Annotated in this window: 9 protein-coding genes and 1 pseudogene; 3 read left to right on the forward strand and 7 right to left on the reverse strand. The window is 63.2% G+C overall.

Annotated elements, in window-relative coordinates:
• Positions 1 to 28 precede the first annotated feature (28 nt).
• The 3 genes from NKI15_RS21230 (at position 29) to NKI15_RS21240 (ending at position 5,302) form a co-directional block, all read left to right on the forward strand.
• On the forward strand, positions 29 to 1,987 hold the full coding sequence (locus tag NKI15_RS21230; RefSeq protein WP_352886863.1) for a hypothetical protein: 1,959 nt from the start codon (positions 29 to 31) through the stop codon (positions 1,985 to 1,987).
• A 97-nt stretch (positions 1,988 to 2,084) separates the two neighbouring features.
• Positions 2,085 to 5,168 (forward strand): ATP-binding protein, encoded by a 3,084-nt coding sequence (locus NKI15_RS21235; RefSeq protein ID WP_156932412.1) that lies wholly within the window; start codon positions 2,085 to 2,087, stop codon positions 5,166 to 5,168.
• Positions 5,165 to 5,302 carry a hypothetical protein gene (locus NKI15_RS21240; RefSeq protein WP_155921578.1) on the forward strand — a complete coding sequence of 46 codons (138 nt, stop codon included), beginning with the start codon at positions 5,165 to 5,167 and terminating at the stop codon, positions 5,300 to 5,302. The genes NKI15_RS21235 and NKI15_RS21240 overlap by 4 nt, the downstream gene beginning before the upstream one ends.
• Before the next feature lie 95 nt (positions 5,303 to 5,397).
• Here the strand turns inward: NKI15_RS21240 and NKI15_RS21245 are convergent, their stop codons facing one another.
• From NKI15_RS21245 to NKI15_RS21275, 7 genes and pseudogenes are all read right to left on the reverse strand, one after another.
• Entirely contained in the window at positions 5,398 to 6,381 is a 984-nt protein-coding gene (locus NKI15_RS21245; RefSeq protein WP_023689831.1) for a substrate-binding domain-containing protein, read from the reverse strand.
• Between the two features lie 127 nt (positions 6,382 to 6,508).
• A complete protein-coding gene (locus NKI15_RS21250; protein WP_023705098.1) occupies positions 6,509 to 7,561 on the reverse strand; it encodes an ABC transporter permease in 1,053 nt (350 codons plus the stop codon).
• A complete protein-coding gene (locus NKI15_RS21255) occupies positions 7,561 to 9,078 on the reverse strand; it encodes a sugar ABC transporter ATP-binding protein (protein WP_023747807.1) in 1,518 nt (505 codons plus the stop codon). Before NKI15_RS21255 ends, NKI15_RS21250 begins: the two co-directional genes overlap by 1 nt.
• On the reverse strand, positions 9,075 to 10,088 hold the full coding sequence (locus NKI15_RS21260) for a LacI family DNA-binding transcriptional regulator (RefSeq protein ID WP_023814831.1): 1,014 nt from the start codon (positions 10,086 to 10,088) through the stop codon (positions 9,075 to 9,077). Before NKI15_RS21260 ends, NKI15_RS21255 begins: the two co-directional genes overlap by 4 nt.
• 266 nt (positions 10,089 to 10,354) lie before the next feature.
• Positions 10,355 to 10,818 (reverse strand): annotated as a pseudogene (locus NKI15_RS21265) (GFA family protein).
• Positions 10,819 to 10,849: 31 nt separating this feature from the next.
• Positions 10,850 to 11,386, reverse strand: a complete 537-nt coding sequence (locus tag NKI15_RS21270; RefSeq protein ID WP_352886866.1) for an isochorismatase family protein — start codon at positions 11,384 to 11,386, stop codon at positions 10,850 to 10,852.
• Between the two features lie 80 nt (positions 11,387 to 11,466).
• Positions 11,467 to 13,476, reverse strand: a complete 2,010-nt coding sequence (locus tag NKI15_RS21275) for an amidase (RefSeq protein WP_352515052.1) — start codon at positions 13,474 to 13,476, stop codon at positions 11,467 to 11,469.
• Positions 13,477 to 13,540 lie beyond the last annotated feature (64 nt).

A 13,540-nucleotide genomic window follows, 5' to 3' on the forward strand; every position in this document is an offset into this window, starting at 1 on the left:
GTTCACTGGCACGCTCCAGTGGGCTGAGATGCGTGCTGTTGCGCTGATCGCTGCTGTCCTCGGCGTTGCGTTTCTCCTGTTGTCCGGGACGATCGGACATGAAGCTTTCGTGTCGACGCCGCGAGCCGGCGAGAAGCAAGGCTCCAATCAGGCCGACATGATTTGCAGCAAGGCGGGCAACTGCGCGGCGTCACCATTGCCACGCAGTTCCGCTTTCGAGCCGCTGCGCCCTCGCAGCGTCGCTTTCGCTCCCGCTGAACTCGATGGGAAGGCGTTCGCCGAAGCCGTTACGCGATGGAACCCTGACATCTTTTGGGCGCCAGCCTCAAAGAGCACCGACGTCATAACGAGGTCTGGCGATGAAGCGCGGGCGGTGTTCGGTCCTATTCCAGAGGGCGATTGCGGCAGCCCACAGATGAAGGTCATCCCACTGGAAGTTGATGGCAATGTCGTCGACCTCAAGCCCAATCCGACAAAACCGGGCTCTCCGCTGGAGTTCGAGCACAGCAATGAGAACGGAGAGGTGGTGAAATGGACGGCGACATTGCCCAGATGCGACAAGCCTTCGCTAACTGGCAGCTCAACCTACTGTGGGCTGAACTCACGTGCAGTAAGGGTCGTGCGCGGCAACGTGGAATGGCTGTTCCTCTGCAGAAAGTCCAATATCAGCCACGAGGTCAGCACCGATTCCTACTGGACACGGTCGGATCCGAGATTTTCCGTCTTCGGCACCATCGGGTTCAATCGGAAATCCGGAGAAATCATCTTCTTCGACGGCCGCAAGGACCGGAGCGAGTTCGATTGGTCAAAGCCCTTCGTTCCGCCAGGCGGGCGCAACTATTCCGATGACATCGGAAGGGTTGCGGCGGAGAAAATCTATGACCCGACGTTCCAGATCTCGTGCCATGCATGCCATGACAACAAAAGCCCCTATGTGATAGATCCGCACATTGAACAGAGCAGGGTCGGTTTCCGTTCAGCCCGCGATTCCAAATCGACCGCCTTCAGCCTGGGAGATTTTCTACCGCGCCGACCGCGGTTGCCGGGCGCGCCGTTCCGCGTGGTCGGCTCCGGTTACACCGGCACCTATCCCAATGAACTTAGCCAAGCCAGGACGGTCGAAGATCCGACCGGAAACTGCACAAGCTGCCACACGCTTACCACACAAATCACCGGCCGCCGTTTTGCCGCGGACGCAGTCGGGTACGAACCGGCGGTCACATCGCCAACCTGGGTCCAATTGCTCGAGCTGCACGAGGAACAGACCGTCTACGCCGGAATAGAAGCACATCGCACGGACTGGGCGATCGGCAGCAGCGGCATCCATCCCTGGATGGTGCCGGGGTCCGGCAATGACCTGTCCTCAGGAACGCCTCGATTGAGCTTGGAAGACTGGCGCAAGCTGAGCGACTGTCTGTGGGGAGCCGGCGGTCCTGAGTGTGGCTACCGCCCACTCTACACGCGCTGCCCGGCGCCAGAAGCGCAGGATGAAGGCTCTTCGCTTGCCGATGCCGAGATTCGGGTTTTGCCTCCACCGCCCGGAGAGGACGTCAGGACGCGTGTCCTTCGCTTAAGCTGGACCTTTCGCAACAGCTACGGTGGTGTTCCCGAGCGCGACGATATCAGGATCAATGTGGCAGTCAGCGCGGGCACGATTCCGGCAAACGGGGATCCGCCGCAAAGTGGCGAATATCCAAGCATCGAGCAGGCAAAGGGCATCAGCTTCGAGGCTATCTCCGGTCCAGTCGGTTCAGCCGGCTCCAGCTTGTTGATCGAGAACGTTTCGTTTGCTGGTCACAAGAAATGGAGCGATCCGGCGCCGTCGATGTCGCCGCGCACCTTCCAGATCGATCTGCCCGGTGAATGCAACCGACGCACCTTAGTTCGTTTGGTGCCCAAACGGTTCTGCTTCGACCAGAGCCAAGCGGCATTTAGCGAGGCAGACCATTTGATCTACGCCGATGTTCAGTGTGGCGAGCTTCAATGAACCACCTGACGCGATCGAAAGCGACTGGTGAGCACCGGGATTTGCGATAACATGACTGGGTGCTACATGGTCGCCGCACTAAGGAGGGTCCCGGAGCGTGACCACGCCGGTTCCATTGGCTAGCCCCATTTTGCCCGGCAGTCCGGCGAAACCTGTTGCGGAACGGCGTTATCTCACCATCCTGTTCTGCGACATGGTGGGGTCAACCGAATATGCCGACCGCCTGGATCCCGAGGATTTCCAACACCTGATTGAGAGCTTTCTAGAGACCTGCAGCAGCGTCGTCCGGCGCCGCAAGGGTGTGACGGCTAGTTACATCGGCGATGCTATTCAGGCCTATTTCGGCTATCCAACAGCTGGTGAGGACGACAGCGAGTTCGCGGTGCTGGCCGCACTCGAGATCGTTGATGCGGTGGCCACCATCTCCGCAAATCAGGGATATCCGTTGCAAGTGAGGATGGGTATCGCGAGCGGCCAAGTCGTGGTGGGTGAGTTCGTCGGCGCACCGAGCGGTGTATCCACCGTCGCCTTCGGTCACGTCGCGCATCTAGCGGCACGGCTGCAGGTACTGGCCAAGCCGAATACGATCCTTGTCGACGCGGCGACCTTCGAGGCCGCAAGCGGCGCGGTTGATTTCACCGGGTTCGGCAAACATGAGCTGAAGGGATTCGCTGCGCCAGTCCAGGTTTGGCAGGTGCAAAGGGCGCGCATGGTGCCGACCCGCTTTGCAAAGCGGGCGCGTATGACCAAGCTGTGCGGCCGCAACGCCGAATTGCGACTGCTGATGGAGCACTGGGAGACTGTCGTGCGCGACAGGCGTGGCAATGCCGTGTTGGTCTCGGGGGAGTCGGGAATCGGCAAGTCCCGGTTGCTCAACGAAATCCAGCAGCGTCTGCGCAGCTTTCCGCAACTGACCATGCAATGTTCTCCGACCTTTGAGAACAGCACCCTTTATCCATTCCTCGCAGAGTTGCAGAGGATTGCAACGATCGAGGACGGTGACTCAACGGAAGAAAAGCTTCGAAAGCTCCGCAACGGATTGTCGATAGGCTCGGTGTCCAGCGACATCGCGCTGGCGATCTTCTCAGGCCTGCTCGGGATGCCGACGACAATGCCGGACAGGCTTGAAGGGATAAGTGCCGAACGACAGCGCAACATTGCCGAGCAAGCATTCATCGATCTGGTCAGTTATTTGGCGCGAACTACCCCGATCCTGATCTTGTTCGAGGATGAGCAATGGGCCGATGCGACCTCGCGCGACCTTCTCGACAAAGTCGTCGCCAGCCTGGCTTCGACACCTGCCCTCTTGCTTGTGTCGAGCAGGAACAACGCAAGCGTTCCATGGGTCGACGGTCCTGACGGGCACCATATCAGGCTTGAAGCGCTCAGCCGAGCGGACGCTGAAGCGATCGTCCATGACATTAGTCCGAATGCGCTCGCTGCTGACGTAGCAGCGGTGCTCGATCGCGGTGAAGGCGTCCCGCTCTATATCGAAGAGCTTACTCGAAGCGTGGTCGAAACAGGGTTGCGCCTAGACGTATCGCAGCCCAAGCGTCTGTCACTCACGAACAACATTCCAAACTCTCTGCAGTTCTCGTTGCTTGCCCGTCTCGACAGGCTGGGGACCGCCAAGGAAGTCGCGCAGGTCGCGGCGGCGATCGGCCGCGAATTCGATTTCGACATGCTGCGCGAAATTTGTGATTGGCCTGAAGCGGAGTTGCGCGCTGCGGTTGGTGAGCTGATGCGCACAGGGCTGATCGTAGCCGAGCGAGGGACGGCCGGAGCAGGCTTTTCGTTCACCCACGTGCTGCTCCAGCAGGCCGCTAGAGGCACGATGCTGCACGAACGTGCGCAACAGATTCACAAATCGATTGCCGAATGCATCGAGCTGCGCGACCCCAACGCGGGCTTTGCCTATCCCGAAGTGCTCGCTGAGCATTTCGCCGACGCCGGTCTGTTCGATCGCGCCGCTGACTACTGGCTGCAGGCAGGGCTGAAGGCCGCCAAGACTTGGGCGAAAGTTGACGCAGTGCGTATCTTCAGGAAAGGGCTTGAAGCCGCGAAACTCTTGCCTGACTCCGACGATCGTAGCCGCAGGTTGCTTCGCTTCGAACTGGAACTGGGCGACGTTCTGTACGCTGCGCTCGGCTACGTGACGGGCGAAGGCAGTGCCGCGTATCAGCGGGCCATAGCGCTGAGCGGGAAGCTTGGCGAACTGGAGGCGACGATTAGGGCACTCGACGGGCTTTTCGGTACCCATTTCAACTCGGGCCAGTTTGGTAAGGCCCTCGCGGCCAGTGATGAATTAATTCGAGTCGGCGAGGAGGGCGGCTACCTAAACGCGCTCGTTATAGGTCTGCAGTTTAAGGGCATGAGTCTGTTCTGTCAGGGTGAGTTGGCGGAGGCTCGGCAATATCTTGAGCGCGCTCTCAGCCACAAGGGCAGTGCAGACGAGGTCGGCAGCGACTTTCCGAGTATGGCCATGATCTACCTTTCGTGGACCTTGCATATTCTGGGGTATCGCCGTCAAGCGCTGAAACTCTACCTCGAGGCGGAGGCGACCGTTCGGCAGCAATCCGCCTATCGCTTGGCCGCCTGCTTGGGAAACGGGTGTGTGTTGTTCGCCTTCCGCGAAGAGAGCAGGGATATCGCTCGGCTGGCGGATGAACTTCTGCCATTAGCGCAGGAAAACGGTTTCAATCTCTGGACACGGGTGGCGCGCTTTTTTGGTGGCTTGGCTGCATCAAGCCTCGATGACAGTCTGGTGGGAAGCCATATGATGGCATTGACCGAGAGTGACCTTGAAGATCAGGAAGTCGACAAATCGTGTTATTTAGGCTTACTGGCCAAAGCTTTCATTAACTCTGGACAATTCGATATAGCGGCAGAGACCGTGGAGAAAGGTCTGCGCGAGGCCGAAAAGATTGGCGAGCATTACTTTACAGCTGCCTTGCTTCGCATTCGCGGCGAGATCGAACTTGCAAATGGAGTCGGAGACAGAGCGGCAGAGGCTTCTTTCCGCGAGGCTATTGCCTTTGCGCGGCAGCAGCGCGCTAGGAGTTGGGAGTTGCAGGCGACCAATAGTCTGGCAAAGCTATTGCGGTCACAGGGTAGATTCGAAGAGGCGCGTGCGGAATTGCGGGAGATCAACGATTGGTTCATCGCAGCAGACATTGAGTGATTAACGACGCATCACGTTCTGCCGGCAATCTCGACGAGCGCGGATTCGGCAACATCACGATCCCCGGCGCAGCCGCAACTTACGGTTTAAAGCAGACCAACGTCCGCTTACGGGTAGCGATGGCATTGATCTGAAGGCCGGCAGCGGCCATTCACCCGTAGCTCGCCGCAACGCAACAAGGCCCCTCCCGGGGCCTTGCTTTCAACCTCAGTGCTGAGCGTCGCCCCCCTCACTTCCCCATCAGCTGCTTGGCATTCTCGGCCGTGATCGCGGTGGTCTCCACCGTCACCGTCTTGTCCACCTCGGTCGCGCAATCGAGCAGGATCTTTTTCGACATCTCGATCGCTTCCTTGGCGCCCGTCGGGTAGGTGAAGGTTGCGACCCAGTCGCCCTTGGCCACCGCCTCGATGCCGCCAGCCGGGCCCGGCAGGCCGTCTGTGCCGATGATCTTGACGTCCTTGCCCGCCCCCTTGGCGGCGAGCAGCGCGCCGGCGGCCATCATGTCGTTGGAGGCGTAGAGCACCTTGATGTCGGGGTGCGCCTGCAGCATGGCGGCGAAGGCGACCTGCGCTTTGTCCGGCACCCAGTCGGCGGCCTGCTCGGCGACGATCTGGACCTTCGGGTTGCCTTTCACGCCTTCCTTGAAGCCGTTGAGGCGCTCGACGGCCGGCGTCGAGCTCGGCAGGCCTTGCAGCACCGCCGCCTCGCCGCCATCGGGCAGCAGCGTCTTGGCGGTGTATTTGCCGGCTTCCTCGGCGATCTTGAAATTGTCGCCGCCGATGAAGGCGGTGTAGTCCTTGCCGGGGTCGCCGACCGTCTTGCGGTCAAGCTCGATGACCGGGATGCCGGCATCCATGGCGCGCTTCACCGCCGGCGTCAGCGGCGCGGCCTCGAAGGGCGAGATCAGCAGGATGTCGACCTTCTGGGTGATGAAATTGTCGACCTGCGAGGTCTGCGTGTTGACGTTGCCGGCGCCGTCGGCGATCTGCAGCGTGAAGCCGGGCACTTCCTTGGCCGCCGCCTCCAGCTCGTCATTGACGTGCTGGCGGTAGGGCTCGGCATTGTTGGCCTGCGAAAAGCCGATGACGAACTGGCCGTCCTTGGCGCAGGCTTTCACCAGCGGCTCGGCGGCGTAAGCGGAGCCTGCAATGCACAGGCCAGCGCCTGCCAGCAGCACAGCCTTGAGGGTCGATCCTCTTAGTGTCGTTTTCATAACTCACTCTCCTCCTCGTCCGGCCGGGGGGCCAGACCTTGGTTTGACGTTCACGTGTTGCCGTCTCCTCCTTGTTTGTTTGTGCATGTCGTCATCGCAAACCGATGTCACTTTTGCGCGACATGCACTAACGACCCAACCCCTCGCGGCGGCGAACGAGGGATTGAAGCACTGCCGCCAAAACGATGATCGCGGCGGTCGCGAGCAGTTGCATGGCGGGCGTGATGTTGTTGAGCTGCAGGATGTTGGCGAGTGCGCCCAGCATGATGGTGCCGGCAACGGTGCCGACCATCGAGCCGGCGCCGCCGAACAGGCTGGTGCCGCCGATGACCACGGCGGCGATGGCCGTCAGCTCATAGCCCATGCCGTCATTGGCGCTGCCGAAATTGAACTGACCGGCATGCACGATGCCGGCAAGGGCGGCGGCAAAGCCGGTGATGGCGTAGACCGAGATTTTCACCATCGACACCGGCACGCCGGATATGCGCGCGGCGCGCTCATTGCCGCCGACGGCAAAAACATAGCGGCCGAAGCGCGTGGTGTTGAGCACGATGGTGGCGATCGCGGCAAAGACGACGAACACAAGCGTCGCCACCGGCACGGTGTTGTTGAACAGCCGCTCGCCCAGCACGGCGAACACCGGCGGCGCCAGGCCCGGCCCTTCGCCATAGGAAATGTTGATGTACTGGTTGCCGGAGACGACCAGCGCCAGGCCGCGCGCGGCCTGCAGGCCGGCCAGCGTGACGATGAACGGCTCCAGCCTGAAACGCGTCGAGATGGTGCCCTGGATGGCGCCGAAAACGATGCCCAAAGCGAGCACGGCGAGGATGGTGGGGATCAGGCCGAAGCCGCCGGAGATCATCATCGATGCGGTGACGACGCTGGACAGGCCAAGCACCGCGCCGACCGACAGGTCGATGCCGGCGGTGATGATGACGAAGGTCATGCCGATGGCGATGATGCCCGTCTCCGACACGGCGCGCACGATGTTGGCGATGTTGTCGGGGTTGAGGAACAGGATTTCGCCGTGGCGGCGCGGCGAGAAGATGATGCCGCCGATCGCCACCAGCACCAGGCCGATCAGGCTCTGGAAGCGCACGATGAGCGCCAGCGGGTCGCGATGCTTTTGAGGCGCCGCCATCACCGGGCTCGCTGCCACTGGATTGTTGTCCTGAGACATCAGGCCTCCCTGCCGTTAGCCGCGGCCAGCACCGTGTGCTCGTTGACGCCGCCCAAGAATTCCGCCACATTGCGCCCCTGGCGCAGCACCACGATGCGGTCGCACAGACCGATCAGCTCCGGCATCTCGCTGGACGCCACCAGAATGCCCAGCCCCTGCGCGGCGAGTGCCCTGAGCCGCTGGTAGATCTCGCCCTTGGCGCCGACATCGACGCCGCGTGTCGGCTCGTCGAGAAGCAACAGGCGCGGATTGCCGAGGATCTCTTTCGCCAGCACCACCTTCTGCTGGTTGCCGCCGGACAGCGCGCCGACGGCGATATCAGGGTTCTTCGGCCGGATGTCGAACTGACCGAACGATTCCTTCACCGCCTCGGCCTGGCGGCGCGGCGAGACCAGCCAGTTCGGCGAGATTCTGGATATGACCGACATCACCAGATTGAGGCCGACCGCCATGCGCAGCATCAGGCCCGAGCCCCTGCGATCGTCGGTGACGAAGGCGATGCCGGCGTGGCGGGCGGCACTGATCGAATCCAGTTTCACCGGCTTGCCCGAAATGGCGACCTCGCCCTCCCAGCGGCCGGACAGGCCGGTGCCGTAGAGCGCGGACAACAGTTCGGTGCGCCCGGCCCCCATAATGCCGGCCAGGCCGACGATCTCGCCTTCGTGGACATCGAGCGAAACGCCTTGCGGCGCCTGCCAGCCGGCGCTGTCGCGGGCGAGTTTGAAGCTGGCGTTCCTCAGGCTGAGCAGCGGCTTGCCCGCCGCTTTGGCGCGTTGGGGATAGAGCTCGTCGAGCGGACGCCCGACCAGCAGCCGCACCAGCTCCGCCTGCGGCGCGTGCGGCTCGGTGATGCCAGCAACGCGGCCGTCGCGCATCACCGTCACCCGGTCGGCAATGCCGGGCACTTCCTCCAGCCGGTGCGAGATGTAGACGATGCCGACGCCGGTGGCGGCGAGCTTGCGCATGATGTCGAACAGCCGCTCGACTTCGCCGACGGTAAGTGCTGCCGTCGGCTCGTCCATGATCAGCACGCGGGAGGCATAGGACAGCGCCTTGACGATCGCCACCACCTGGCGCTGGCCGATCGACAGGTCCGCCACCATGGCGGACGGATCGATGGCGATCTCGATGGCTTCCAGCCGCTTCTTGGCCTCGCGGCGCATTGCCGGCACGTCGAGGAAGCCGCCCGGACGCATCAATTCGCGGCCGAGGAACAGGTTGGCCGCGACATCCAGCGACGGCACCAGGTCGAGCTCCTGGAAGATGGTGGCGATGCCGGCCGCTTGCGCCTCACGCGGGTTGTTGAAACGCACGGGTTTGCCGTCGATCTCGATGGTGCCTTCGTCCGGCGTGTAGACGCCCGACAAAAGGTTCATCAGCGTCGACTTGCCGGCGCCGTTTTCGCCGAGCAGCGCATGGATTTCGCCGGCCTTGAGATCGAAGTCGACACCGCGCAGCGCCTGCACGCCGCCGAAGCGTTTGACGGCGCCGGTCATTACCAGCAGCGGCGCGCTCATGTTAGCCTCGTGTGGGTCGGCCTCCCGCAGGAGGCGCGCGCCCGCAGCGTCGCCTGCAGCCGCACCGAACGTGGCTCTGAACCGGTCGCCGCGATGCGGGCGCTGAGCAGGGCTGCCGCCTGCCTGCCTATCTCGGTGCAGGGCTGGGCAACCAGCGTCAGGCGCGGTTCGAAACAATCGGCCCATTCGAAATCGTCGAAGCCGGCCAGCGACAGATCGCCCGGAATGGTGAGGCCCTTTTCGCGGATGGCGCGGACGGCTCCGATCGTCGTCATGTTGTTGCCGGTGACCAATGCGGTTGGTGGCGACGGCAGCGACAGGATGGCGTGGGTGGATGCGGTCGCCGCCGCCGTGTCGACATTCTCGGCCGAGAGATAGCGCGGCACGCACTCAAGTCCATTGGCGGCGAGCGAAGCCTGGAACGCCTCGATGCGCTCGCGCGTCGTCGTCAGGCCGGGCTGTCCGGCGATATAGCCGATGCGCTTGTGGCCGAAGGAGGCGACATGGTCGATCAGCGCGCGCATCGACGTTTCGTTCTCGACGCCGATCTGGTCGAAGCGCTGGTCGGCGAAACGGTCGATCAGAACGCATGGCATCTTCTTGTCGGCGAGGTAATCGATGGCGCGCTGCGGCGAGCCCGACGGGGCCAGGATGACGCCGTCGACGCGGCGCTGATGGAAAGCGCGCACCACCTGCAGTTCGCGGTCGGGATCCTCCTGGGTATCCGACAGGAAGACCATCAGCCCGAGCCGTGCGCATTCGGCCTCGACCGCGCAGATGATGTCGGTGAAATAAGGGTTGGAGATCGCCGAGATCGCCAGGCCGACGCTGTTGGTGGTTGAGGCCTTCAGCGAGCGCGCCAGCTCGTTGGGCTGGTAGCCCATGGCGGCAATGGCGTCGTTGATCAGCCTCGCCTTTTCCAGCGAAACGAAGCGCGTGTTGTTGACGACATGCGAGACGGTCGACACCGACACGCCGGCGCGCCGCGCCACTTCAGCCATTGTCGGCAAGACATATCAGCGCCTGCAAGCGCTCCTCCCTTTTGCGTTTCCCGTCCGCTCTGATGGCGGATTTTAAGGGAGCTTAGGGCCATCGAAACGTTTGCGCAATCGATTCGATGCAAATTTTTAGCGGGGCTTATCTCCCCCTCGAGGGGGAGAATGTCGCCGAAGGCGACAGAGGGGGTCGCCGCGCGTGAAGCGCCAACCTTCCATCTGCAGCAAGGACGTCGAGCCCAGTCGCACCGACCCCCTCTGGCCTGCTGGCCATCTCCCCCTCAAGGGGGGAGATTCGCAGTTTCAGCAAACTCGGCCACCAGCCCCTCATACGCCTCGAAGGCCGGCAGCGCCTCGTAACTATGCACCGCCGGCGTCGTCGCCCAGGGCAGTTTCTCGCTGGTCCATGTCTCGATGACGGCGTGAACCAGCCGGGCTCGTCAAGCATGGTGGGGCGCAGATTGACGAACCAGTCGAGCCCTTCGGGGCGCGTGAACATCCAGCTCATGCAATAAGGGCAGAAGTAATGACGCGAGGCGCCGTGCAGCCCGCCGATCACCGGCTCGCCTTGCATGATTTCGAAGCCGTCCGAGGGAATGGCGGCGCTCAGTGAATAGGCGCTGGCCGACATGCGCTGGCAGCCGATGCAATGGCAAGCCATGGTCAAAAGCGGTTTTGCGGAAATCTTTAGCCGCACACGTCCGCAGCGGCATCCGCCTTCGGCCGGCAATTTCAGGGTTGGCACGGCAGTCTCCCACTCTTCGAAGCGCGGTGCTTCAGTCGCCGGTCAGCGCCTTCGTCGTCACCAGCGTGACGCCGGCATCGGTGAAGTCCGCATTGTACCGGGCGATGATCTCGGTCGCGGTTTCGCCTTCAGTGTCCAGCGTCGAGTGCGCATCGGAAACGACAGTGACGCCGAAGCCTTCGGCCAGGGCGCCCTCAACGGTGCCGGCGATGCAGAAATCGGTTTGCGCTCCGGCAAGCACGACTTCGCCGACCCCTTGCCCGGCCACCCAGGCGCCAAGCTCGGCATTCGAGAAGGCGTTGCGGACGGTCTTGGAGAATGTCGGCTCGTCCTTGGCCTGGCCGAGTTCCGGCCATACCGGCCAACCCGGCTCGCCGGGCGCCAGCGGATCGCCGGTCGGCCCGTCATGCCTGACGAAAGCAACCTTGCGCCCCTCGCGCCGCGCCCAGTCGATCAGCGAGCAGGTACGCTCGGCTATGCCAGGCGCATCGTGGATCGGCGGCTCGACGCGGCCGTCGAACATGTTGGTCTGGAGGTCGATGACGATGAGGGGAGCGAGGTTTGGCATGGCGCGAAGATAACGCGGGCGATGGGAGGGTCAAGACGGCGAAGCTGCTGATCTCCCCCTTGGGGAGATTACCTGTACCCTCACCCGATTCCACCCGCGACCACGTAAGCACCAGCCGTGCGTCCATCCTCCAGCCGCATGACGGCCGTAACGATCGACCCGTAAGCGCCTCGCCACACACTGTGCATTCTTTCGTGCTCGCCGGCCGGCACCAGGATGCGACCGTGAAAGCTTGTGCCGCTGCGCCGCAGAGCGACCGGTTCGCCATTGACGTGAACCTTGACGCCAGCGGTCTCCGCATCGAGTTCAACCGTCACGGCGATCTCGGCCTGGTCTCCTCGCCGCATCGTCTCGGCAACAAGCGTAAGCCTCGGCGCCGGCGCATCGCTGGCCCGCAATCCACCAGGCCGCCCCGCAAAGACATCGTCCGGCAATTCCGGCGTGCGCGGCGGGCTGGTGCGGCGTTGGGTGGCGCGCTCGTAGTCGCCGGCGAGCCGCAGCAACTCCGCATCATCATAGACCTTGCCCGCAAAGGTCAGCCCGACCGGCATGCCGATATCGGCCATCGTTCCCATCGGCACGGTGACGGTCGGGATGCCGAGATGACGCCAGACCAGATTGCCGTTGGCGACCCAGGTGCCGTTGCGCCAGGCGATTGCTGCAGAGGTCTCGTTGACGTCGGCATCGGCCGGGCCGACATCGGCGACCGCCGGCAGCACGACGGCGTCGAGCCGGTTCGCGTCCAGCCAGTCCTCGAAGTCGATGCGCCGCGTCGCCTCCAATCCCTTGAGACCTTCCGCCAGCGTTGGGATATCCAGCAATGGCATCACGCCCTGCTTGGCGCTCGTGACGTAGTCGGCCAGATCGAAACCGTCGTCGCCATAGCGGTCCGGCAGCGCGCCCGGCGGCTGCGGGAAAATCTTTGGGCCGTCGACCGCAGCCAGATCGGGGATCGCCGGATCGGCATTGGCGCGCAGGAAATCGTCCCAGCCCCAGAGGCAGAGATCCCAGATTTCGCGCTCGGCGAAGGCTTCCGGCACCAGCCCGCGTTCGACCATGGTTTTTGTGCCCGGACGGTCGCGCTCATAGTTCGAGACGACGGGGAAATCGACCTCGACCACCTCCGCGCCGAGCTTTTCCAGGTCACGCGCTGCCTGCCGCCAGAGGTCGAGCACCGAGGCGCGGGTCTCGATCGGGCGTTCAGCGCCGCTATCCCTGCCGATATACATTTTCGGCACGCCGAGGCGTTTGCCTTGTAATGAGCCCTCCAACGCGAGTGTAGTGTAGCTTGGCGGCCTGAGATCAGCGCTTTTCGCGATCGACACCCAAGGCTGCACACGCCAGAAATCGCCGCGCGTCTCCGCATCGTCGGCGACGATCACATCCAGCAACTCCAGCATGTCGGCAATGCCGCGCGTGTGCGGCACCACCACATCCATGGTCGGCACCAGCGGCCAGTTGCCCCTGACCGAAATGACGCCGCGCGACGGCGTGTAGGCGACAAGTGCATTGTTGGACGCCGGCGCGCGGCCGGAAGACCATGTTTCCTCGCCCAGCCCGAAGGCGGCGAAGCTGGCGGCGGTGGCCGTGCCCGAGCCGTTGGACGAGCCGGAAGCGAAGGCGGCGGTCAAATAGTCGGCATTGTAGGGGCTCTCGGCGCGGCCATAGACGCCACGCTGCATGCCGCCATTGGCCATAGGCGGCATGTTGGTCAGCCCGATCAGCACAGCACCACCGGCCCTCAGCCTGGCAATGGTGAAAGCGTCCTCGTTGGCGACGAGATGCTCGAAGGCGGGCGAGCCGGCGGCCACCGTCAGGCCCTTCACCTTATAGCTGTCCTTGGCGGTGTAGGGGATGCCGTCGAGCGGCCCGAGGGTGGCACCATTGCGCCGCCGCAGGTCGGACGCCGCCGCCTCCTCGAACATTGCCGGGTTAAGCACCGGCACGGCATTGAGCGCGATGCCATGGCGGTCGTAATGCGCGATGCGCCTGAGATAAGCGCCCACCAGCTCGACGCTGGTGACGGTGCCGGCCTCCAGCGCCCGGCGCAGGTCGGCGATCGTGGCTTCGACGAGCTGGAGGTTGGGCATGGGATTCTCGAGATGCAGCGGCAAATGAGTCTTCGCATCGTGCGATACGAGTGTCACGCCTCAA

It is taken from the genome of Mesorhizobium sp. M0862 (assembly GCF_040319795.1).
In the GTDB taxonomy this organism is placed as follows: Bacteria; Pseudomonadota; Alphaproteobacteria; order Rhizobiales; family Rhizobiaceae; genus Mesorhizobium.